We start from the raw sequence: 24,282 nt of genomic DNA on the forward strand, positions 1-24,282 counted from the left end.
AAAAATAGCACAATTTTGGCATTTGTCAAGTGAATAAATGTTAAGAATTGAAAAAAATCACATTTGAGGATATTTTTCCCGATTTTGGGGATTTTCAGAGATTCAATCGCCTTTCAGTATTTTCCGTCTCAATAACCGCTCAGGCTTATCCAGCAATTCGTATCCATACCGGGCATAGAGCCCATGAGCGTCTTTGGTAGCCAGAATCCAGATATGTACGGTTTGCAGGTCAGGATGATCGTGAATCGTCTCCATTAACCATTTCCCCAATCCCTTACCCTTATATTCATCAAGAATAAAGACATCGGCCAACCAGGCAAAAGTCGCGTAATCGGTGACAAACCGGGCGAAACCGATCTGCTTGTCATTGTCATAAACACCAAAGCATAAAGAATTTTCGATTGACTTTTTTATCACATCCATTGATCGCCCTTTGGCCCAATAGCTGGATCGCAGGAATTTGGCAATGACTTCCAGAGCCAGTTTTTCCTTATCGGTACTAATTAAAAAACTGTCTTTTATGATTTCCATGTTTTTTATCCCACATTTTTCGGTCAGGCATTTCACTCTTTTGGAAAATCCAATATAGCAAATGTAACTGGCAAGAAGATTATTATTCCGGATTGCGCAGTGATTTATTCGGCGATATTTAATTTGGTAAATCCCAGCCAACTGAGACTTATGTGAAAATACGATGTAGTTTTATTGATACCCGATTGATTTTGATAATTCTCAATGTCAGCCAGTCCCGCGTCAAGTAAGATAAATAAATGGTTTTTCGTATAAGATGAAAAGGGTAAATACCCCTGAGCCCGAACGGCTATCAAACCGGATTTTTCGACAATGTCGGTTGGGAACGGTTCGGAGTAATCCCCTTCAGCATCAAGCCAGGGTTCATCCCATGGTGTAAAGATAGAGCCTTCGCCCCGGCGGCGATAAGCGGTCTCAATTTCGGCAAAGAAATTATTTGAGGGCCAGAATCTGATTTTAATCGAAATTGAATCGGCGTCGGGACCCAGAGGGTGGCCTAATAGTTTATTGCGGAATAGGTAGCGATTTTTGGGATCGCGTTGGTGATAAGTTCGATTGGTGATGCGGACATATTCAGCTTTTATATCGGGATTAATAGAGCCGGTTTGGCCCGCTCGAAACAGACCGGCCATGAGGCCGATTTCATTCGGTTCCTGGTCGCCTTGAGATTTATCGTCAATCTGGAAATCATCAATCAATAACTGACCGTAAACACTAAATCCTTTACCGGGCAGGAAAGTAAAATCTCCTCCGATAATAGTATTGTCGTCGGAGTCCTCGTTTAACTGGGCCGAATGAAAAAACTGAAGCGGGTTCAGATAATACAATTCCGGGGGTCGGCCTTCCCCGCCATAAAGAACTGTCTCGAATAATCCCACTCTCAGCCGTTTGTGCAACCGGATATCTAATCTATGTCCGGCGAGATAACGATTATCTTCAAACGTCCGGTCGGGCAAACGCATAATATCGACACTATCGGGAGAACTGCCGTCGAGGCGGGCGAATAAGAATTGAAAATTAATTCGCCCCCGGCGGTATCCCGCCAAAAGCAAATCGATCGGTTCGGCCGTGCTCGATAATAGCAGATTTATTCTTTGCGGTCCCCAGAAAAGACGGGTGCGGCCGAGGATGGCGATTACATTTTCGTTTTCAAAACTCAAAACCGCCGTTTCCAGATTCCCGGCCAAACCCCGGTATTTCTTTCCGGTATAATCAGGATCCAAAGCCTTGACGCGGTCGAGGACAAAATGAGAAACAAGACCAAAGTTTTTACCCGGACGATGCGTGAATCCGCCCATGATATAGGGCAGGGCTTGCCCGTGTTCTGATTTATTAGCTTGATATCGTTCACCGCCGATGGCAAAGAAATTAATTTCGTTTTCATCGACGACATTCAAAGCCTGGATCGCACCGCTTGATAAAGAAGACGATTGTGTAAAATCTCTGATTGTGAAAGGTCCCGAGGGGGGAAGAAGATTCCAGTTATTTTGAATAATGCCGGTTCGATATTGTCTTAGATAATCAAAATCAAAAATACTATTTCCAGGCGGAAATATAATTTGACCGATTGAAATCGCGGAAAGCAGCAGCAACAAGCCAAAAATCAAGCATATAGTCTTCAAAATCATCCTGATATCTTTCAGCATCCATCCTATGGACGCAAAGACCAAATTATTTATGACGCTCCGTTGCCTTTCAGCACGACCGGAACGGTTTTCATCAATATTTTCGTATCAAGCCAGAGCGACCAGTTATCGATATATTCAAGATCAAGCTTCATCCAGTCTTCAAAATCTATTTGATTGCGGCCGTTGACTTGCCAGAGGCACGTTAGACCCGGTTTGACCGACAGTTTCCGCCGCTGCCAGCGATCATATTTGACTACTTCGCTCGGCAGAGGCGGTCTCGGCCCAACCAGCGACATATCTCCCCTAAGGATATTTATAAATTGAGGCAATTCATCTATGGATGTTTTTCTCAGAAAACTCCCGACCCGGGTGATGCGGGGGTCATTCTTCATCTTAAAGACCGGCCCCGACATTTCATTCCGGGCCATAAGGTCTTTTTTGAGTTGTTCCGCGTTGGGAACCATTGTGCGGAATTTGTATAGCGTAAACTGTTTGCCATTTTTCCCGGAACGCGTTTGTTTGAAAAATATCGGTCCGCCGTCTTCGAGTTTAATTGACACTATCGCCAGAATCGCAGCGGGAAGGGACAATAAAATTCCAACCAAGCCTCCCAGAAAATCAATACCCCCCTTGAGTGTCAGCTGTGCCCGGGCCGCCGGAACTGAAGAATATATGACCGCCGGGAAATCAAGGAAGCTCGTGGATGACGCTTTGGAGATAGGATGATAATAGAAATCAGACAGGAGACAGACAGTAACGCCCATCTCTTCGCCAACGGCGAAAGCGTGCCGCGTTAAGGGCAGATCGCCGTTTTCGGAAGCGATGATTATATAGTCAACCTGGTTATTGCTGATAACTTCGGCCAATCCATCAGGATGCCCGATAAGAGGAATATCGCGATAACTCCATAAGCTCTGGCGCTCATAATCCATAAAGCCCATGACATGTATGCCCCAATGGCTGTTTTCGCGGATTTTGTCGGTGACTTGACGGGCCCGGTCGCCGGTTCCGATTATCAAAACATTGCGATTGGATTTGCCTCGCCGGCGATAATTGTAGAGAAAGGCTATCAGGGAAAACCTGAATAATGTCAGCATAATCGCGTTGAGTACGAAAAAACTAATAACCATTTGAGCCGGAAAATTAAGTCCGGAGAAAAATAAAGCGGCCGTAAAAGCGAGATAGGAACGGCCCAGGGCCCAAAACAATTCTCGCATGATTTGACCGTACGATTTCATCCGATAAAAATACGAACCGGCCGGGCCGTATAAAGAGATTGCCCAAATCAACAACGTGAGAGTATAAAGCAGACTCGATATAGCGGCGTCATTTTCAATCTTGAAAAAAACGTTTGTGGCATAAAGAGCGACGTAAGTCAAAATCAGATCGCCCAGCAGATTTAATCGTCTCCAATGATTCTGTTTTTCCCGGAGCATTAATCACCCCCCCCAGATCATCGTCTTGGAAATATAATCAGTATTTAGGGGAGCACTGTTTGCGATCTCCGATTCTTTTGACCCGAAACGACGATAATTTTTTCGGATTATTTTCATTTATGCCCCTGGAGTCCCCAATAACTCCCACTGTTTGGCGCCCTCATACATTCGAGCGCTCCTGTTTCAAGTTTATCGGTAATCTTTGTAATTTGTTTAGCATCCATCAGTAACGCCCCGTTAATAATCAATCCATTGTTCAAAAAACGTATCAAATTGGCGGACAATGTATTGCAAGTCCGGGATAGTCAGAAACTGATGGCATGGAATACAGAATCGGTTCGAATAATTATCATTTGCCAAAGACATACGAATATTACCATCCGCCTGCGATAAATCATTGGGGTTAGGCAAAAATCCAAAATTACTCCGAATTTCAATACCGGATTTGGATAAGTGATTAGTCAATTCAACTTTTTCAAACGGGGCGTCTTCTCTTATCCGAATTGAAAGAGCCAAATATAGAACATCGTCGATCACCCGGGGCAACTCGAGATATTCGGCGTATTTAGTTAAATGCCTGGTTAGGAAGCGAACGTTTTCCCGGCATGATATAACCAGTTTTTCCGCCTGCTGGGCGACCGGATCGAAAGCATCATAATCGTTAACCGATATTTTTATTCTCTGCCTGTCAAGGCATTGTGAAACGGCTTCGGCGTTGAGGTTTAATTCCAGTCCCGGTTGGTGCATCTGCATCATCACGTAGGTACCTCACTGTTAGAATTTGAAAGAAATTCGGTCGGTATTTGATATTTGGGTGAAAGGCGTTCCAGTTCGGAGTCAACCATCAATTGAACAATTTGATTGAAAGAAACTTCCGGCTCCCAGAGAAGTTTGCGGTGGGCGTGAGATGCGTCGCCTATTCTCTGCTTCGGATTAACGCGCAAAATGAGAGAATCTCTGACGGTAAGGTAATCCTGCCAGTCGAGATCGACAGCGGCAAAAGCGGTCTGACAAAAATCTTCCAGAGAGCGTAATTTTCCGGTCGCGATAATAAAATTATCCGGACGGGGATGCTGAATCATCATCCAGAAAGCGCGAACGTAATCTCCCGCATAACCCCAATCCTTCTGAATGTCGATAGTATCGAGAACCAGGCGATCCTGTAGGCCGAGTTTAATTTTGGCCGCGCCTCTGGTAATTTGCCTGGTTAAATAGCGCGGGTTGCGGCGGGGCGATTCATGGTCGAACAAAATGCCGCACGACGTTATCAGGTTATATTTTTCCCGGTACATGACCGTCATCTGATGGGCGCAAAACTTGGAGATCGCGTAAGCCGACGTCGGATCAAAAGGCGAGTTCTCGGTTATCAACTCATCCGAGGGGGCAAAAATCTCCGATGTCGATGCCTGGAAAAATTTTATTTGGGGGTCAATCATTCTGATCGCTTCCAGCAATTTTACCGGTCCGATAGCATTGGTTTGTCCGCCCATTTCGAATTGATGAGCTTTGCCGAGATCGCATGACATACCGACAAGATTATAAATCTCATTTGGCTTAATCTCTTCGAGGAGATGTAATATCTCCATTTGGTCAAGAATATCAACCTGATGAAGCTGAAGACGGTCAATGATGTGATTTATGCGTCCGGTGTGACTGGAAGATGCAGGACGGATAATTCCGTGAACTTTATATCCGCGCGATAAAAGAAACTCCGCCAAATATGAACCGTCCTGCCCGGTAATTCCTGTTATAAGTGCCTTCATGTCAAACGCCTCACTTGGTTATGACTGCTTATTTGCCTGATAATTAGCAAGGTCAATGCCAATGTGTACAAAAAATGAACATATTTATGTTGTTGATATGCAACGAGTTGCATTGCACCGACAAGCTGAATTTGGATTTCATCGCATCACTGAAGAAAAGCCGGTTTTTTATTCCATTTGGGTTGGAATTGTTTTCCAATTCTTTTCGAGAAAGTAAATGTTGGGCCTAAAAAAGGAGGCGGATATCCGCTCAGAACAGATATCCGCCTTCAATGAGAAAGTTAATTGCTCACCGGTTGGATTACACCACCTCAGTAGATTCCTCTTGAGATTTTTTTATCCTGGAAATCATTCGATTTGTTCGAGGAAAGGCGATTTTTATTTCGCTTTTGAAATTACCGAATTCGTGTTTATTTTTGCCCCCGGTAGCTTTTATGAAAATATCCCAGAGAACAATGCCGAAGCAGATTAATCCGCAGGATAATAACCCCGTCAGGAGAATGATATTCCGCCGAAAGGGACCTGACTTTTGAGTCGGGAGAGAGGGAGCATCAAGGATTCTGGTAATGGGAACGTCTTTTTTGGCGACAAATTTGGCCATTTCGTACTGCTGGGTCAGCATCAAATAAGTTCCGGACGCGATTTCAACTTCGCGTTTGAGCCGCATCAATTCTTTTAGTATTTCGGGGCTGTCAGTCATGGCCCAGTTTTGGTTGGCCAACTGAAAAGTCTCCAGCTTATTTTCGGCGGCGGTTAACTTGACTTTGGTTTTTTCAATTTGACGAGCGAGGTATTTTTCATTATCGGTGGCTGAAGTGCGCCTTTTATACAGGTTAAATTCTTCCAGTTGCGCGATATATTTAGTTAACACAGCCTGCGAAAATTCCGGAAACTCCGTCTCGACTCCCATAGCTATTTCGCCGGTTTTTTGAGACATTTTGATAGTCGTGATAGTCATCATTGAGCGACGTAATTTATCCGGATCAGTCTGATCGAAATACTCCGGCAGGGTTAACTTTTTGGACTCCGAATTATGTTCAAATTCATATTCTTTGGCCAGAACCGCTTTGGCCACCAGTTGCGAATTCAATATGACAGGGAACAGGGCCGATGAATTCTCATCCGATATTGCTGCCGGAATGCCAAGCCCGACAAGGCTTTTTAGATACGCCGACATACCGGCACCTGATTTTCCGGAGGGAAGAATCGTCGCCGTGGAGGTATATAAATTCGGTAAAGTAAACAGGTATCCGGTCGTAAGCAACATGATACTCAGAGTTAAGATAGAGATCAGTTTCTTTTTACGGAGAATCAAACGGGCCATCTCGAACATGCTTATCTCGAAATTGAAAGAATTGCCCGTAGCCGTGTCATTGTTCAAACTATTATCCGGCGATTTTTCTCTAAACGTTATTTTTCTGGACATTTACTCTCTCCAAACCCGCCATTCTGTTTTTAATCGAGGGATAAATTTCATTGACAGCTTCATTCACAACTTGACTTCCAAATCGATCCTGAACTTTCCGGCGCACGAAGTCAAAAAATTGATTTTTAAATCTATCGGTTGAAAATCTCAGCGAATTTTGCCTGATTATTTCCGGTTCAAACGAAGTTTGCTCGTTTTCAAATCTTTCAACGGCCTCGATTAGTCCCTCAGGTGTCTGTTTTCTGAAGAGAATTCCATTCTCGCCGTCGGTCACTATCTCGGGCGCCGCACCTTTGCCGAAGGCGATGACCGGCGTTCCGCAGGCATGAGCCTCGACGACGGCAATTCCGAAAGGTTCAACCGATGAAAAGAGGAAGGCTTTGGCGCGTTTGACAAAATCATTGACGATATCCCGGCCCTGGAAACCCAAAAACTGGATATTTTTCGACGCCCGAGCTTTTAGCTTGTCCATGTCGGGACCGTCACCCAGGATGACGAGATTTTTATTAGGCATTTTATTGAAGGCGTCGACGATTAAATCGATTCGTTTAAAGGGAACCAGTCTCGATACGACGACATAAAAATCATCTTTTTTGGCATGAAACGAAAATTTATCGGTCTCGACCGGAGGATAAATGACGCTCGATTCGCGGCCATAGATTTTATTTATCCGCCGCGCCATGTATCTCGAATTGGCTATGTATTCATCAACGCGATGTGATGAAGCGGCGTCCCACATGCGGATATAATGCATGATGCCTTTGGCCAGAAGACCGGAAAAACCTTTATTCAATTTGGCTCCGGCCAGGTAATGATGGTATAAATCCCAGGCATAGACCATGGTGTTATTGATATAGCTAATATGTAATTGTTCGGCGTTGGTCACAATCCCGTGCGCCACGGCGTGCGATGACGAAATTATCAAATCATAATCCGACAAATCAAACTGCTCGACGGCATAAGGCATAAACGGCAGATACGAGCGGTATTTCTTTCGGGCGAATGGGAATTTTTGCAGGCAGGATGTGGTTACCTGTTTGTCGAGAAAATACCCTCGCTTTCCCTCCGGTGTGAAATCATAAAGCGCGAATAAATCCGCCTGAGGAAAAATCGAAAGAATTTGTTCGAGAACTCGTTCGGCCCCGCCATATGTAATCAGCCAATCATGAACGACGGCAATTTTTAAATCATCGATAACGGCATCACGATATTCAACCGGGCGATCATCGGTTGTTTCGATTCGATTCTTGATAATTAATTTTTTTTGCATAAACCTGTCCTATTTACTCTTCCGCTGTGATACAAATCAAAAAATGTGCCAAAAGAAAATTTTTCCAATAATTTGTAAGCGGCTGACATACAATGCGATAGCCATCGTAAATAATGCGAGTATATTTATCTCTGCAGATTAAGGAATACTATTCCCGCTTGGGCCGGAATTATATTCAGGGTCGATTATTTGCCGAAATTCGACAGGATTTTATGGTATGCCTTAATCAAATGCTCAATGTGATTATCGAGCGTCGGAGGATTTGACCAAAAATTATCATAGGCATTCCGGCCAATGCGATTGAGCATTTCGCTATTTTTTAATAAAGCGATTTTATCGGCCAGATCATGGCTGTTTCCACCGGTGAACCAATGGCCGGTCTCGCCGTTTATTATCATATCGCAAGCGGCGCAGGTATCGGGAACAATTGCCGGAATTCCCAGTGCGGCCGCTTCGGCAACGACCAGCCCCTGGGTTTCGTACCAGAGCGACGGCAAAATCAGGGCTCGCGCGGATTTGACGCATTCGACAACCGCCTCGCGATCAAGCCATCCGGTTATTTCAAATTCCGGATATGATTTGGCCAGATTTTCTTTTAATTCCCCATCACCGACAAATTTCAAATTCACGTGCGCTTCACGAGCTGCTTCAGCCGCCAAAAATAATCCTTTTTCCGGAGAAAGACGTCCTACGATTACAAAATAGTCGTTATTTCCCGGAACGGCGCAATCCTGCCTCTCAATAAAAATCGGATTTGGAACCGACATAATTTGGGCGTCGGAAGGCAAATAATTATTAAGAATATCTTTGCTAAAATCGGAAATTGAAATGAAATGTTTGATGGCATTCGGCGTCAGTCCCAATCTTTTTTGAATCATTTGCCTGATGACTCGATATAATTTTTGCGCGTAGCCGTATTTGTCACAATTGGAAAAAACACAGGATGGCGACATGGCCTTCAGATTGCAAATTTCATTTTTGGGATAATTAAAAAATCCACCGTTGGGGCAGACCGTGAAATAATCATGAAGGCTGATTACGATCGGATAGTTTTTTTTGATAGCCGCCCGAATAACGCTCGATGACAGGCTCTTAGTCCATCCGTGGACATGGACGATTGTTTTTTGGGGCTCATAATGATTCAAAAGCTCTTTCATTTTGCGGGCCGCGCGTCGGTTCCACAGGCCTTGCCGCGCGGCGCGAAAGCGATTGGGATCGGTCAGGATTTCTTTTTGTCCGGTACAGACAACTTCGACGTCTGACGCCGCCAGATCGGGATCGATCGGTTTCACCGCTGCCAACAAAACGACTTTATATCCTCGGGAAGCCAGGGCCCGCGCCGAAGACAAAGCGACTAAAGCCGCGCCGCCGTTGATATGAGCAAAATCATTAACAATGATGACGCTGCGATCCTGGCTTTGATTGGCCGGCATGATTTAATCCCGGATTGATTCTTTGGGCATATCTTGCGGGTCGAGATACTTAATTATTTTGGCCGGATTGCCGACCACGACAGCATTGTCAGGAACGTCTTTCACGACAACGCTCCCGGCCCCGATTTTGACGTTATTGCCGATATTGATGCCGCCAATGATGCACGAGTTGGCGCCGATCTCAACATTATCGCCAAAGACCGGACTGGGCCCCTGGGAACCGTCCGACAACATCTTACAGCCAATTGTGACGCAATGGCGAATATGGAAATTTTTGCCGATGACGGTGCTGTCGTTGATGACCATACCATAACCGTGCTCGATTTTGAGACCGGGGCCGATTTGAGTTGACGTCCGCAATTCGACGCACAGTATATATTCGACCACGACGCGATAGATTACCATCAAAGGGATTCCGATGAACCATAAGAATGATTTTTTGCGGCCGGTGAAAATATTGATCAAACGGAAAAACGTCACGATAAATATAATTTTGACCTGGCCTCTGTTACGTGAGTAATCCTGAAACAAATATTTAATCATGCGTTCCGCTCCCCAAACATCAATTCCCTGATTCTGTTACGCAATCCGACATTTTTTTCCAAAATTATCTTATCGCCTCCCCAATTAACTAAACCGGCAGCCTTTATATCAACTATAATCCAATCCGCTTCTTTAGATGTTTTATCAATCCGGCCCTGTTATCTGAGTCCGCGTTTAAATATTGAGCTTCTTGCTGAACTCCCCGGATGACTTCCGTTAGTATGATATACGATAGACTATCTATATCGTTTCTGAGATAAACACCGAGGTAATAATCGGGAAACCACTTTATATATCCAATTTCATCGTACGGGGAAAGCCTTGGATGAGGCTCGAATCCGAACTGGTATGAATCGATATATGTACCGTTTTCGGAATAAAGAATAAGAAGAGTCGGTTTTTTCCCCATAATAAAATCCGATTTATCAGAGGGATTGTGAGCGACATATTCATCATTGAGTCCGACAAAATCATATGAAACCCATTCCGAATAATAAGGAATCGCCCCGGCATCACCCACCGCCAGCGTTTTCAGTTCTTGCGGCAAATGAACTTGCTTGAGCTCGTTGGCCAGTTTGATATGAGCATTATTCAGGTGTGATTCATAGAGCGCCATATGAGCTGTCTCGGTCTTATCTCTGTGCAGCAGTGGAAACGTGCATATAATCACAATCGCAAAAATATATCCACACGACACCGGAACCGAAGATTTATTGTTGCTGTCATTACTGAATATTGTGTGCAACTCCAGCGCGAGGATCAAAAAGACAACAGGAAGGATATGGAATAGAAAACGATTCATGTAATTCATCATTAAATTACTCGCACTATAGGCAAGAATCGCCATTATTAAGAAGACGAAATAATACAGAGGCGTGATTATCTTCTTTTGTTCGGTGTGCCGTCCGGTTGCGTAAGATAAAATCGCTATAATGATGATACCTGCGAGTGAACCGAATGATTTAGCCAGCCATTCGATACCATTGAAAGGCTGACCGAATTTTACATAAAATGTATTGGGCAACAGCCAACCGAAATAAGTCACTCTCCAGATAAAATAAATCAGCCCGGGGAGAAATAATAAGAAAAATGATAATCGCAAAAGCTGTTTGCGATGTACTCTTCTCGTTCCGTAATAAATTACCAATAGTGCGATAAGACCGGGCAGGAGCCCTTCGGGTCTGGTCATTCCCGCCAAAAGAACCAGCGCCGGAGCAGCGGCGATTTGCCAGGCAGTTGGTTTTTTCGCGCTTGTGATAATTTCGTATCCGGAAATAAACACCAGTAGGAGAATAAAATCATACAATATTGTTTCCATTCCCGATATGGTATGAAAATAGGTTGATGGAAGAATGATCAATGGTACTGTCGCCAGGCATCCCCAAAATGAACTACCGGTTTTGAAGCGCGTGTATTGGTAGAGAGTTAGCCCGCATCCGCAATAACAAAGCAGTCCGATGATTTTTGAAAAAATTATTGGCGACCATCCAAGAAAATGAGGGATAGTCATAATAATCATCCACAAAAAATTGGTATATCCCTCAACCGGATTTGAATCTCCGGGATTAAATACAAGACCCCTGCCCTCGGAAAGATGTTTTGAATACCGGAATGTGATGTAGGAATCATCCGCGGTAAAATCCCATGCGACAAAAAAACCTGTCAGGATGATTAAAGAGAAAAGAGCGGAGATAAAAATTTTACCAAATTTACGGCTCATGATGCAATGTTCTTCGCTTTTGCGCTTGTCATATCGAACTCCAACAAAAACGCCCCATAAGTTTCTTCGAGCGATATTATATTAGACGGGCCTGCTTTGAGTTTTCGCTCCCCCCAATTCTAAGATTGCCAAAATAAGAGCTTTAATAAGTATTCCCAAAGTGAAGAAAACCGTTAGATTCCCGGTCACCAGAACCACCGTCAGCGGCAGAAGAATAGTCAGAGTTATAATGGAGCGAAATAGGTGAGTATATATTATCGAGTAATACAAATAATAGAGGACAATAAAAAAGATAAAACCTGCAAAAAATTGAATGAAAATTACAATCCAATAGGGAAACATGGCAATCAAAATGGCCGGATAAGTCATCGTATATAGATAGCCTCTTTCTATGATAGGGTACGCTTTTTCCGGCCCCAGGATTCTTATCATCAAATACTTCATACCGACATCTGTGGTCGATACGTCTCGCCGTGAAAGAATTGCTTTGAGCTCGATTTGCCAGTGCTTGTTATCGTATAAATTACCATTATGATACTCATAGTCGGCCGCCCACCACATTTCGCCCTGAAATGCCAGTACTCGGTTCTTTAAGTACAATGATGCGAATTCGCTATCATTATCATCAGTTGCATATTTGTAGGTTGTAAACGCAAAGGCCACTGTCAGGATAATTATAAGAAGGGCAATGAGGACATTTCTGGTGTTTAGAAGTTTCACGTCCGGTTTTTGATTATAATGTTTTGCAAATATTGGCGCGTAATAATAGGTCACCATTGAAATCAAGGATGAAAATTTGTTTCCCGTCAAAATCAAAAAGGCTAAATAGATTATCAGTATGATACTGTTCAATGAATATTTTTTGCCTGTTGGACGAAAATAACCGAGGATAAACGCGAACAGAAAGCCATAGAGTAATAAGATTTTCTCCAGGCGGCCGGTTTCCTCAAAATACCCTAATCTACCAAACCCGGAAAAAACGGGAATGCCGCCGGTCATGAAATTATGTGCGATATAGACAATAACAAGGCCAACGCAACCGTAAACGGCAATTTTTATGCCGCCCAGTTGTAACGTTTCGCGGGTAATCCGATAATCAACCCGGGCCGGAAAAGAATTTTGAAAAGTTCGCATGGCAGCCAAAAATCCGAGATTGAATACGACATAGAGCATCGCCAATCTAAACGTGGCATAGGTGGGTTCCGTAAAGCGGAACAGCTCTATATTGTATATTCCCAAATCATTATAAAAGCATGAAACCAACGCCCAGATTTGAGAGAAGGCCAGAAACGCGAAAAAGACAAAAATCCTTTTATCTTTTCTGATGATGTAAATGCAGGAAGCGATATACAATATGACGGCCGCAGCGTTAATCGGCATTGCGGTTCACCACTTCAAGAAAAGCCTCTCGTAATTTGCGGATATTGTCCGGGTCTAAGACTTCAGGGTATAAATTCGGATCGGTCCAGAAGCCGGGATATGAATTTCCCACCATCTCTTTCATATACTCGCAATCGGCCTCATAGTCGCGCTCGAATGAGTTCAGCAGTTTATCGACCAATTCCTGCAACAGCGTCAAATCGGTGCAGGTGTGAACCGACGAAAGGCCGTCGAAGTATATGGGGCAAAACATGACTACCGGGATCCCCAGCATTCCGCCTTCGTAACCGGTAGTACCGGAAACGGTAAAGATTATAGAAGCCCGTTTATAGATTTCAAATGTCGATATGTCATGGCGAACAAGAACGACATTGGGGATGCGTTTCAGTTTGCGAAAAAAGTCGATGCTCTTGATCCCCAGGAAATTGGGATGCTCCTTGACAACCAGCGTAACATCAAATGGCAGCGCACGGCGAATATCTTTGATAAGTTTTAATTGATCGCTAAAGTATGAGCCCAAAACATCGATTGATGATTCCGGTTGAACGTGGAGGCCGTAAAAGGCAATTTTACTCTCAATTTTACTCAGATCATCATAGTGCCAAATCCAGCGCATATATTGTCCATTGATCGTTCGCCGCATTGATAATTTGATTCGCCCGGAGAGGTTGTGATGAGTCAAGCCTCGGCCACTGTCAGTTTGATATCTTTTGATACGATTGCCGATTGACCAGACTATTTTCCGGGGATCAAGCGTTTTGGTCTTGTTGTGCTTGGCAAAATAATAAGGCGCCGGTTTGCGGGTGGCAAAATCCTCAATTAATTTCCTGCCATCGATACCATCGCCATTATTATTCCTAATTAGTGGTTTTTCCTGATGATATGAATCGAATAAGAGCAGGCGATCAGACGGATAGCGGATATGCCGGGGTGAAATAAATTTAATACCCAGTTCACGGCAGACCATATAAGCGATCATTTCATTGCTGTTGGTCGGTTCGGCAATTATATGGGTTGCGCTTTTATCGTTTAGAAATTGCTTAATATCGCGGTAATACAAGAGCATATATTCGCTGATATCAGGCTTTTGTTTTTGCTCGATGAATTGATCCATGAGCATACTTTGATTTATGGTCAGAGATGCATTGGATTCACTTTTGACAATTTGTTCAATTAGCTGTCGCCGATCTGAATCGTTGATGAAATCGGATTTATCATAAACCAATTGCTTGATATCTTCGGGCGCGACGCCTTGATCGATCAGCCATCGAGTCCAGATTTCGTTTGTAGTAATCCAGAAGACTTCATGGCCATGCTCAATAAGTCCTTTGGAAATCTCGAAGAAAAGACGGGTCAGATCAAAAATGGAGATAAAGACTATTCTTTTACTCATTGCGTCGCATCCATGCTGAATTTCTCAAGAACCCGGTTTTTCCGGTTAATAAACGCCCGGTATATATCAGACAATTATTACCTTTATATAGGCTGTGTCAAGATTTATTACGGAGGGCATCTAATTAAAAATAGACATAAAAAAGTCTGTGGCTTTATCTTTATATTCGAGCTTAAGGATTATCCAGAATAAATACCTGAATGCGTCCGTTATGGCCGTCGGCCACATATAGAGTATCCCCGTGCAAACGAGCATCGTACGGCGCGAGAAACATTCCCGGAGCGTCGCCGCCGGGACCTGATTGGCCGGAAGTCTCCCAACCGGTAGTAACGGTACTATCCGGTTTACCTCCGAGCCATCCGATAAAATGCCCATCAATATCGAATTTCTGAATGCGATGATTGGTATTGTCGGTTATTATCATCAGTTCATCATTAACAAGTTGCAAAGATACCGGAGCGCTGAAACCACCCGGCAAATCTGACGCGACCGATTCGCCCGTGGTTTCCCAGCCGTCCGTCAATCCACCGCCGGAACGGGCGCCTATCCATCCCAAGAACCGACCGGACGAATCGAATTTCTGGACACGATGGTTTCCCGTTTCAACGATATAAATGTTGCCCTGCTCATCGCATTGAACCATGTGCGGTTTATAAAGCCCGCCGTTGATATAAGAAATTTTGGCCTGGCCGGTATCGGCAAATCCCGATGTCAGGCCGCCCGATTCATATTCGCCCATCCAACCAATTAGACTCCCGTCAGGGCCAAATTTGAAAACTCGATGAGCGTTGAAATCACTGACCCAGAGATTAAAATCACGATCAAAGTTACCGTTGGCGCAACCGTCAAATGCCAGTTCCGGTCGCGACGGCGGATCAAAAAACAATCCCAGAAATTGCCCCTGTGGAGAATATTTATGAATTCGGCCGTTGAGATAATCGGCAATAAAGATATTACCCCGGGCGTCAAAATCAACCGAATGAGCCATATTGAACATGCCCGTTTCGGTTCCCCGGACCGGTGTTCCGGAGATATGCCAACCTGATGCCGAATTCGAATTGCTGTCGTTCATCCCCAGCCATCCGGTATATCGAAAATTCCGGTTAAACCGGACAACCCGACCTTCTTTGAGGTCAGAGACGTAAATATTTCCGTCAGACGCGACAGTTATGCCATAGGGTCCGATAAAACCGTCAAGAACTAATAATTTTCCCCCATTATACGGAGATTCCGAAATATCCCATTGAGATTCGAGAGGCGAATTAGTCATATTGTCATCTTCATTGCCGCATGAAAGAATAAATAAAATCGTCGCACCCGTGAAAAATAGCCAGAATCTGCCTTGTAATCTTTTGATAGGCACATGCAAACCCATGTAATTAAGGTTGCCAGTATATATATGAAAGTCAGTGGCCCGGTTAATGTCAACTATTTTTCATTAGATATCATTGTGACTATACTCAAATAGAAAAGGTGCCGATAAATATGGTTGACAGGATTAACCATGGGGGTTTAATTCTCATCGTACAAGGATGAACATTCTATGAGTGAAGAAACACAAGGAGGGGTGACTATCAAGACTCAAGTTACCATTCGCAAAGGACGCATGACCGGGGATGATGCTCGAAAAAATAAGCACATCCGATATTGTAATCGCTGCGTTATGCCGGAAACCAAACCGGATTTGTATATTGATGAAGAGGGGGTCTGTAACGCTTGCCGCAGTTACGAAAACCGCGCGGCCGTGGACTGGGATGCCCGCAAGACTGAACTTCGGGAGATTCTCGAAAAGTATCGCAACAAAAACAACACCAATTATGATTGTATTGTCCCGGTAAGCGGAGGAAAGGACAGCACTTTTCAGGCAGTCAAACTTCTGGAAATGGGCATGAATCCGTTGTGCGTGACGTCAACGACATGTAAACTGTCGGAAATTGGAAGGAAAAACATTGAAAATTTAAAAATGCGCGGGGTAGATTATATTGAATTTACCACCAATCCTCTGGTCCGGCGCAAAATTAATCGTATTGGTTTACGCCAAATAGGCGATATTTCATGGCCGGAGCATTTGACGATTTTCACGATTCCGGTTCGCTTGGCGGTACAAATGAACATCCCCCTCCTGGTCTGGGGTGAAAATTCGCAGAATGAGTATGGCGGCCCGGCGGCCAATGCCGAAAGCAATATTCTCGACCGGAGATGGCTGGAAGAATTTGGCGGTCTTCTCGGTTTGCGGGTGACCGATTTAATCGGACAGGAGGACATCAAAACCAGTCACCTTGTCAGTTATACTTATCCGACAGATAAAGAATTGAAAAAGGTTGGAGTCACCGGATTGTTCCTCGGATATTATTTTCCATGGGACGGTTATGCCAACGCTCTCTTCGCACAGGGCCATGGCATGCAGACGTATCCGACCGCGATTGAAGGCTCATTGGTCAACTATGAAAACCTGGATAATCTGCAAACGGGCATTCATGATTATTTCAAATTTATTAAGTATGGTTTCGGGCGCACGACCGATTTTTGCTGCCTCCATCTAAGGCGGGGCCGGTTGACACGCGAGGATGCTCTTGAGCTGGTCAAAATGCGCGACGGCAAATTCCCCTGGACATATCTGGGAGTTTCCATCGAAGAAATTCTGAAAGATATAGATGTTTCGATCGATGAATTCGTATCGATTTGTGATCGTTTTACCAATAAACGTCTTTTCAAATGCGATGCCCGCGGCAATCTCATCAAAGACCGCAACGGCAATCTGACCAAGATTAACTATGACAACATGGAAGAGTAATGAGTGAAGTTGCCATAGTTGATTATGGAATGTGTAATCTTGATTCGATTGGGCGGGCCGTTGAAGAATGCGGCGGCCGCCCGCTTGTCACCGAAAATCCCGATGATTTGAAAACGGCTTCCCATATCATCCTGCCCGGCGTGGGAGCCTTTCCCGACGGTATGAAAAACCTGGTTGAACGAGGCTTTGACAAGGTTCTCAATAAAGAAGTTATCGACAACAGTGTTCCGTTTCTCGGCATTTGCCTGGGGATGCAACTCATGGCCCGCAAAAGTCACGAGGGTGGTTCAACCGAAGGATTGGGCTGGATTGACGGTGAAGTCGTCAAGCTGGAGCCATACGGCGAGGATACTCGCATTCCTCATATTGCCTGGAATGAAGTCTATCCGGAAGGGCAACCAGTTTTATTTGAAAATATCGAACCGGGCAAAGATTTTTATTTTGTTCATAGTTATCACCTGGTGTGCGATAATGAAAATCAGATATTGGCTACCACGCCGTATGCGGCCGGATTTGTGTCGGCCGTCGGATATGATAATATTTTTGGAGTTCAATTTCATCCCGAAAAAAGCCAAAAGGTCGGTTTTCAGGTTCTCCGCAATTTTCTATCACTGTAGCGAGGTCAAATGTCGGTTAAAATTCGAGTCATGCCAACTTTGCTGTATAAGGACCTCGGTTTGGTCAAAGGCAAGGGGTTTGATTCCTGGCGGCGTTTCGGCGGCGTGATGCAGGCGGTTAAGGTATATAATATGCGCGAAGTCGATGAGCTTGTATTCGTCGATGTTACGGCAACCGATCAGGGGCGCGAACCCGATTATGAGATCATTGATGAGATCGCCGATGAATGCTTTATGCCATTAACCGTGGGAGGCGGAATAAAATCTGTGGAGCATGTTCGCCAGCTTCTGATAGTCGGAGCGGATAAGATTGCGATAAATTCCGAGATAGTCGAAAATCCGGAATTAATCCGGCAGGTGGCCCGCAAATTCGGTTCACAATGCATGGTCGCCTCAATAGATTTCAGATGTCACGATAACGGCAAATATGAAGTGTTCACCGAATCGGGAACAAAGCCGACCGGCCTCGACCCAGTCGAGTGGGCAAAAACGGTCGAGGAATACGAAGCCGGAGAAATCCTTCTAACATCGGTTGAACGCGACGGGACTATGATCGGATATGACGTGGAAATAACCCGAAAAGTCACAGATGCTGTTTCAATACCTGTCATCGCTTCCGGGGGGGCCGGAGAATATGAACATATGGCCCAGGTATTGGGCGAAGGCAAAGCATCAGCTGTTGCTGCCGGTGCTATCTATCATTACACGCAGCACACCCCCCTCGAAGCCAAAAAATATCTCAAAGACCACGGCTTTAACGTTCGTATCTAAAATAGCCATAAAATTTAAGCGCCGTTTGGTTTATTCATTCTATTTTTCAGGGCGGCCAATCTACCCCGGAGAAAATTCCTTTCTTCTCCGCTGAGGAGGTATTTGTAATTTACCAGATAGTTGGCGAACAGTGTAACCGCCACGCATGAGATTATTGGAATTGTCTGTCCTTTGAATACGTATCTCAGCGCGAAATGCATCAACATGAAGAATACGCTGGCAAAGGCTATCGGAAAGAGGGGTTTGATGGCGTCGCCAAGATTGAACTTTAGAAATTTTTTCATCGCCAGAAGATACGGAATTAGCCCAAAGGCTTCTCCACAAAAAGCCCCGATCATGAGGCCGGGCAAGCCGATAAATTGAAGAAGACTAAGACTTAATCCTACATTTATTATTGTCGATACAATCCCGATCCAGATTGTCTGCTTGACTTTTTCCAGACCAACGACCATTGTCGAGGCTACCGAAGGAATCGGCAAAACTATATAGACTGCCAGCAATATAATAGCCATGAACGAATAGGGCACGAATTCTTCCCCGACCCAGAGGCGCAACAGGTCATTTATGTACACGCCCATGACGGCGACTATCGGAAGAATTATCAGATACGCATAACGAGTCAGATTAATGAACAAACCGCTGATTGATTTCAGGTCTTTGAGCTGGTGCAGGCGGGCCACTTCCGGGACAATCGCTGAATTAAGAATGCTCATAACCAACCTCAAAAGGTTGGCTGGTCGTGAAACAACATCAAATATAGTCAAGCTGGAAACAGTCAAATATAACCAGATTAAAAATTTGGGAGCCTGATTGCATATCAGGCCGATGATGCGGTTGATAAACAGAATTGAGCTATAATTAAACAGAGTCTTGAGTAGTTTCCAGTCAAAACGAACACGCATCTTTTTAAAATACGCCAGATTGAAGGTGAAAATATATAGCAGGACGACCAGCATTATAAAAGTCAGGCCGGAAATTATCGCGAACGCGTAGTCGATGCGATGATACTTGATGGCGATAAATATTATCAGTAGATAGCGGGCGGTGGTAATAATCGAGCTTAATGATTTGGTAATCACAAAGCGCCGTAAACCCTGTAAAATGGCCATGAAAGGAACCGACAGAAATTGCAGAAAAATGTTTATCGAAATAAACGAAATCGCTCTGCGAACACTGTCCAGGCTTATCGTGCCGTTTTCTTCAATTAATCTCCCGGCAATTATGTCGCCTGCCAGATGAATCCCTACACCCAGAGCTAAACCCAAAAAAGTGTAGTATAATACCGATGCCGACAATGTATTCTGCAATTTGCCCTTATCTTTGTCAGCCTCAAAACGGGCCACATAATTCATCAGCGCCCCTTCCATTCCAAAATCAAAAAATGAAAGAGCTCCGTAAATACTGAATATGCTGAGGAACACAAAAGCGCCGTATCCGTCAACGCCGAAATGCTTAATCAGTATGGGTGTCGCCAATAAATTGAGGACAATCAGGACAAAATAATCAATTGACGTAAAAACGGTATTTTTAAATAATCTTTTCATTGGATCATCGTGTCGATAGCCCCAAAAAACCGCAAGCTAACATTTCCATCAGGTTTGTATAGATATTTATTAATGAATTCGTCGCGTTGTTTTATCTCCTCTTCCGAAAAGTTGAAATCTGTTTCGTCTTGATTAAAGAATCGTCGGCATATCTGCTTAAAATCTTCAAAAGATTTTGTCACAGCGATTCCGGGCGCATCGTGAAAAGGAAGCACATCATTTATTAAATCTTGATAATTATCGTCCCAGCAAGGATAAATCACTTTTTTATTCATAAACATTGCTTCGATGACGCCCGTTGTTTGAAAGGCGATGATTAATTCCGAGCGTTGAATAAGCTCGTTGGCGACCGCCGCGCCGCCAATTACGGCCAGATTGTCCCGCTGATATTTTTCACGCAATAAAGTCAGATCAGATTGTTGAGGATGCGTTTTGATTACAAAATTATATTCCGGATTGTTTTTGGCCAAATCAAAAACATAATCATGAGTTTCGGTTTTCATTGCTTTCCAACTAATTCCTTGCCGAGCCAGATACGGAGGAACATAGGCTGTGTCTTCGTATGAAAACAAAGTTACCAATGGTTGGGAGCAATTGAAATATCTATCGATCGCTTTATTTTGTTCGCAATGAAATAAATCTGAACGGGGTTGACCCAGAACTGTGATTTTGTTTTCGGAAGCCCCGATTTTTTGCCAGTATTGTTTTTGCCGATCACTCCAGACAAAAATATGATCGGAAATAAAAGGCACTCGCTCGCGTATCCGCTTTGCCTCGGCATTAAAATCAAAAGGAGAAATCAATCCTTCTTTATCTACCACGAATGTTTTGATATCATTATCATGCCCGACTGCAATAAATTCCCGTATCCACCAGAAAATATCGGAAGGAGTAATTATTATGTCGATTTTGTATCGACCCAGGAATTTATAGATATGCTGACATTCCATCTTCCATGCCCGACGATTAGCTTCACTTTCATCTGTATAGGGAGCATCTATTTGAATAACATCGTTCGAAAAAAATAGTTTACCGCCCCGCACCAGGCGGGGTGCGTCAACGATAATAAAATTATATTTTTTATTCGCTCGAGCCAGCGCACGAAGATCCTGATCATAAAAATGATTTAATGCCAGAATTGTCTTTTTGGTCGGATCATATTCCGGATTTAGTCCGTAAATATATTTCCCGACCAGATATCGGTAGATGATTTTTTTGATGTTGCGAATCAAATTGTTCGATCGCTCCATGCTGTCATAAACATCGTCCCTGATGTTTTGGTTTAGTCCTTACCCTACCAGATCCCAATCAACTGGCGTGCCCTTTTTAACATCGCGATTTACATGTTTTCCCATTAAACGTTCAATATGTTTGGGGGGAAGTCCCATGCCGGGTCTGATGGCTCGTAGGTTTCGAGGATTAAACTTCTCACCCGCCTTCATATCTTCCACGACGTATATGGATCTTCTGAATTGGAGCGATTTCTTTTCCTTTTCGGTCGGTCCGTAACGGATATGCCCCAGAGCCTGCCAGGCTCGCTCACTTTCAGATACCAGCGCCTTGAATTCCTCCGGTTCCAGAGAAAAAGCCGAATCGACGCCACCATCGGCACGGGCAAGAGTAAAATGTTTTTCCACCACTGCTGCACCCAGGGCAATCGCCGCCAGGGGAACACCTATTCCCAGGGTGTGATCGGACAGCCCCACCTGTACATCGAAGAGATCCCGCATGTGAGGGATGGTTCGCAAATTTGTATTTTGGGGCGTTGCTGGATATGAACTGGTACATTTCAATAAAATTATATCATCGCACCCATTTAATCGCGCAGTGCGTATGGTTTCATCGAGTTCGGAAATTTGAGCCATGCCGGTCGATATAATCATCGGTTTTCCTGTCGCGGCGATACGCTTGATTAGCGGTAAATCGGTGTTTTCAAATGAAGCTACTTTATAGCAGGAGACATCCAACTCCTCCAGAAAATCTACGGCGCTGTCGTCAAATGGAGTGCTGAAAGGAATCATGCCATGCTCTCGAACGCGGTCAAAAATCTTCGCGTGCCACTCCCATGGAGTGTAGGCTTCGTTATAGAGTTTATGCAATGATTTACCGGCCCAGAGACTGTTTTTATCCTCAATGCGAAATTCTCCTTCGTCAAGATCAATCGTCATCGTATCGGCCGTATAAGTTTGGATTTTTAATGCGTTCGCCCCGCTTTGCGCCGCGGCATCGACAATCTTCAGGGCCCGTTCCAATGACTGGTTATGATTACCTGACATTTCGGCGATTACAAAAGGCGGATGATCCGGGCCTATTAACTTATCAGCGATTTTTATATCCCGCATATTTAACCATCCCTTTCAAAGAATTTTTTAATCAATGACGGTTTTATTTCGCGCCACCTGTCTTCAAGTATGGCCAGCGTTACGATATCCTCATATTTCTCATCTTTTATAACGTAATCATAAAACACGCCTTCCTCGATAAATCCCAGTCGTTTATGATATTTGACGCTATCGGCATTAAAGGCGAACGCCTCGCCAACGACGCGGTGGAATCCGAGTTTTTCAAAGAGATGCTCCAGGGCAAAAAATCCCATTGCCGATCCGCATCCCTGAGGAGCATTTTCCGCGCCTATATAAAAACCCCAGACGCATTTTTTATTATCATTATCAATATTGGTTATATTGACAACCCCCAGAGGAATGTTATCCACTTCAAAAATGAAATGCAATGTTTTATTCTCAGTACTAATTTTTTCGAACCATTTCAGATGTTCGTCAAAGGAGATGACATGCGAAGTATACATATTTTCACGGATGCGATCACTATTACGCCATTTCAAGACGAGTTCCAAATCCCTGCGTTCGATAGGCCTAAATAGATATTTATCATGCCAGTGCATCATGCACTTCCTTCATGGCGTCATAGACTTTTTCGACTCCCGGACGAGGATCATCACCGAGCAGGTTTAAGGCTCGTTTGCTCATGGCTATTGTCTCATTGGGATTTGCGACGGCAAATTCAATGGCGCTTCTGATTTTCGCCGACGTGACATCGGTATGAAAACCGAGATTCCAGGCCGCTCCCGCCCGGTGCAAAGCCTCGGCCCCACTTTTTTGATTTTCGGCCAGCACTACGACTATTGACGGCATACCCAGCCAGGTGCGTTCCCACGACGTTGTCCCGGCCGCGCCGATTGCCAGGTCGGCTCGCGCCATCAGTTCTGCCATGTTATTAACATTCCGATAAATCTCGCATGATTTCAGATTATTACAGATTTCCCTTATTTCTTCATAATACGAGTTGTTCATTCCGACGATGACATCAACATGCAAATCCTTCGAATCGCATTGTGTGACCGCTTCGATAGCTCTGGCTGTCAGATTATCGTTATCCACGCCGCCAAGAAAGATTAGTATATTTTTTATGGAGCCATCATGTTCTTTTAATAATCTTTTTACGTCGCTAAATTCCGGCCGCAAGAGCGCGAACTCGGGTCCGATTAATCTGATACATTTTTCGGATACCAATTCCCCATACCTGCCGTTCATATTTCCATTGAGGTTTTGATCCAGGATTAAATCGCAATCATATTTTCTATTGGCCAGGTCGTCGATGACCATTATTTTTTTACTATATTGCCTGACGGCCTTATGCCAGCTTTCATCCAGCGCGTAATGATCGACGACCAGCCAGTCAATCCGGGAATACTTTGAGAGAATTTGTGAAGTCTGCTCCGAGTCAAACTCAGTCGATACCGTCAGCCATTTTTCATAACCGCCTAATTTTACCAAATCCTTTTCATATTCAGGTGCGGAAAGAACTTCCACCGCATATTTTTTCCGTTCAATATATTCAATCATATTATCCGGATGATCCCGACAAATAAAACTAACTGAGTTACTTCGAGAATGAAGAAAATCAGCCAGTGTCAGGCAACGCATGACATGCCCGCTGCCGATTTGATTTGACGCGTCAGTCCGAATAAAAACATTCACTGCGAATAATCCTCCAATATGCAGATTATTGAGGT

21 protein-coding genes are annotated in these 24,282 nt (G+C 44.2%); 3 read left to right on the forward strand and 18 right to left on the reverse strand.

The genetic code is table 11. The features are described from left to right. Window positions 1-102 precede the first annotated feature (102 nt). The 13 genes from V3V99_14170 to V3V99_14230 all read right to left on the reverse strand — a co-directional run bounded on the left by V3V99_14170 (window position 103) and on the right by V3V99_14230 (window position 15,886). Window positions 103-531 carry a GNAT family N-acetyltransferase gene (locus V3V99_14170; GenBank protein ID MEE9443805.1) on the reverse strand — a complete coding sequence of 143 codons (429 nt, stop codon included), beginning with the start codon at window positions 529-531 and terminating at the stop codon, window positions 103-105. A 104-nt stretch (window positions 532-635) separates the two neighbouring features. After that, a complete protein-coding gene (locus V3V99_14175; protein MEE9443806.1) occupies window positions 636-2,177 on the reverse strand; it encodes a capsule assembly Wzi family protein in 1,542 nt (513 codons plus the stop codon). 29 nt (window positions 2,178-2,206) lie between these two features. Then, window positions 2,207-3,595, reverse strand: a complete 1,389-nt coding sequence (locus tag V3V99_14180; protein ID MEE9443807.1) for a sugar transferase — start codon at window positions 3,593-3,595, stop codon at window positions 2,207-2,209. Window positions 3,596-3,832: 237 nt separating this feature from the next. After that, a complete protein-coding gene (locus tag V3V99_14185) occupies window positions 3,833-4,351 on the reverse strand; it encodes a hypothetical protein (protein MEE9443808.1) in 519 nt (172 codons plus the stop codon). Next, the gene (locus V3V99_14190) at window positions 4,351-5,358 is read right to left on the reverse strand and encodes a GDP-mannose 4,6-dehydratase (protein MEE9443809.1); all 1,008 of its coding nucleotides are present in this window, start codon (window positions 5,356-5,358) and stop codon (window positions 4,351-4,353) included. The genes V3V99_14185 and V3V99_14190 overlap by 1 nt, the downstream gene beginning before the upstream one ends. Before the next feature lie 301 nt (window positions 5,359-5,659). Beyond that, window positions 5,660-6,784 carry a Wzz/FepE/Etk N-terminal domain-containing protein gene (locus tag V3V99_14195; protein ID MEE9443810.1) on the reverse strand — a complete coding sequence of 375 codons (1,125 nt, stop codon included), beginning with the start codon at window positions 6,782-6,784 and terminating at the stop codon, window positions 5,660-5,662. After that, the gene (locus V3V99_14200; protein ID MEE9443811.1) at window positions 6,762-8,054 is read right to left on the reverse strand and encodes a glycosyltransferase family 4 protein; all 1,293 of its coding nucleotides are present in this window, start codon (window positions 8,052-8,054) and stop codon (window positions 6,762-6,764) included. The genes V3V99_14195 and V3V99_14200 overlap by 23 nt, the downstream gene beginning before the upstream one ends. 185 nt (window positions 8,055-8,239) lie before the next feature. Beyond that, entirely contained in the window at window positions 8,240-9,487 is a 1,248-nt protein-coding gene (locus V3V99_14205; GenBank protein MEE9443812.1) for a glycosyltransferase family 4 protein, read from the reverse strand. A gap of 3 nt (window positions 9,488-9,490) precedes the next feature. After that, window positions 9,491-10,030, reverse strand: coding sequence for a DapH/DapD/GlmU-related protein (locus tag V3V99_14210; protein MEE9443813.1), 540 nt, complete (start codon window positions 10,028-10,030; stop codon window positions 9,491-9,493). A gap of 112 nt (window positions 10,031-10,142) precedes the next feature. Then, window positions 10,143-11,750, reverse strand: a complete 1,608-nt coding sequence (locus tag V3V99_14215; GenBank protein ID MEE9443814.1) for a hypothetical protein — start codon at window positions 11,748-11,750, stop codon at window positions 10,143-10,145. A gap of 81 nt (window positions 11,751-11,831) precedes the next feature. After that, window positions 11,832-13,130 carry a DUF6418 domain-containing protein gene (locus tag V3V99_14220; GenBank protein ID MEE9443815.1) on the reverse strand — a complete coding sequence of 433 codons (1,299 nt, stop codon included), beginning with the start codon at window positions 13,128-13,130 and terminating at the stop codon, window positions 11,832-11,834. After that, the gene (locus V3V99_14225) at window positions 13,120-14,523 is read right to left on the reverse strand and encodes a hypothetical protein (GenBank protein ID MEE9443816.1); all 1,404 of its coding nucleotides are present in this window, start codon (window positions 14,521-14,523) and stop codon (window positions 13,120-13,122) included. The genes V3V99_14220 and V3V99_14225 overlap by 11 nt, the downstream gene beginning before the upstream one ends. A gap of 172 nt (window positions 14,524-14,695) precedes the next feature. Next, the gene (locus tag V3V99_14230; GenBank protein MEE9443817.1) at window positions 14,696-15,886 is read right to left on the reverse strand and encodes an NHL repeat-containing protein; all 1,191 of its coding nucleotides are present in this window, start codon (window positions 15,884-15,886) and stop codon (window positions 14,696-14,698) included. 243 nt (window positions 15,887-16,129) lie between these two features. On the opposite strand from V3V99_14230, the gene V3V99_14235 reads away from it, so the two are divergent. From V3V99_14235 to V3V99_14245, 3 genes are read left to right on the forward strand one after another with little or no spacing between them, the layout of a single operon-like run. After that, the gene (locus V3V99_14235; protein MEE9443818.1) at window positions 16,130-17,317 is read left to right on the forward strand and encodes an N-acetyl sugar amidotransferase; all 1,188 of its coding nucleotides are present in this window, start codon (window positions 16,130-16,132) and stop codon (window positions 17,315-17,317) included. Next, on the forward strand, window positions 17,317-17,934 hold the full coding sequence (hisH, locus tag V3V99_14240; GenBank protein MEE9443819.1) for an imidazole glycerol phosphate synthase subunit HisH: 618 nt from the start codon (window positions 17,317-17,319) through the stop codon (window positions 17,932-17,934). The genes V3V99_14235 and hisH overlap by 1 nt, the downstream gene beginning before the upstream one ends. 9 nt (window positions 17,935-17,943) lie before the next feature. Further along, window positions 17,944-18,705 carry an imidazole glycerol phosphate synthase cyclase subunit gene (locus tag V3V99_14245; GenBank protein ID MEE9443820.1) on the forward strand — a complete coding sequence of 254 codons (762 nt, stop codon included), beginning with the start codon at window positions 17,944-17,946 and terminating at the stop codon, window positions 18,703-18,705. Window positions 18,706-18,719: 14 nt separating this feature from the next. On the opposite strand, the gene V3V99_14250 is transcribed toward V3V99_14245, so the two are convergent. Genes V3V99_14250 through pseG form a run of 5 tightly spaced genes read right to left on the reverse strand, consistent with a single transcriptional unit; the run spans window position 18,720 to window position 24,247 of the window. Further along, window positions 18,720-20,249, reverse strand: coding sequence for an oligosaccharide flippase family protein (locus V3V99_14250; GenBank protein ID MEE9443821.1), 1,530 nt, complete (start codon window positions 20,247-20,249; stop codon window positions 18,720-18,722). Beyond that, entirely contained in the window at window positions 20,246-21,499 is a 1,254-nt protein-coding gene (locus V3V99_14255) for a hypothetical protein (GenBank protein ID MEE9443822.1), read from the reverse strand. Before V3V99_14255 ends, V3V99_14250 begins: the two co-directional genes overlap by 4 nt. 39 nt (window positions 21,500-21,538) lie before the next feature. Next, the gene (pseI, locus tag V3V99_14260; GenBank protein MEE9443823.1) at window positions 21,539-22,591 is read right to left on the reverse strand and encodes a pseudaminic acid synthase; all 1,053 of its coding nucleotides are present in this window, start codon (window positions 22,589-22,591) and stop codon (window positions 21,539-21,541) included. Window positions 22,592-22,593: 2 nt separating this feature from the next. After that, window positions 22,594-23,154, reverse strand: coding sequence for a UDP-4-amino-4,6-dideoxy-N-acetyl-beta-L-altrosamine N-acetyltransferase (gene pseH / locus V3V99_14265; protein MEE9443824.1), 561 nt, complete (start codon window positions 23,152-23,154; stop codon window positions 22,594-22,596). Beyond that, window positions 23,138-24,247, reverse strand: a complete 1,110-nt coding sequence (gene pseG, locus V3V99_14270; GenBank protein MEE9443825.1) for a UDP-2,4-diacetamido-2,4,6-trideoxy-beta-L-altropyranose hydrolase — start codon at window positions 24,245-24,247, stop codon at window positions 23,138-23,140. The genes pseH and pseG overlap by 17 nt, the downstream gene beginning before the upstream one ends. Between the last annotated feature and the right edge of the window lie 35 nt (window positions 24,248-24,282).

This window comes from Candidatus Zixiibacteriota bacterium (assembly GCA_036480375.1).
GTDB lineage: Bacteria > Zixibacteria > MSB-5A5 > GN15 > JAAZOE01 > JAZGGI01.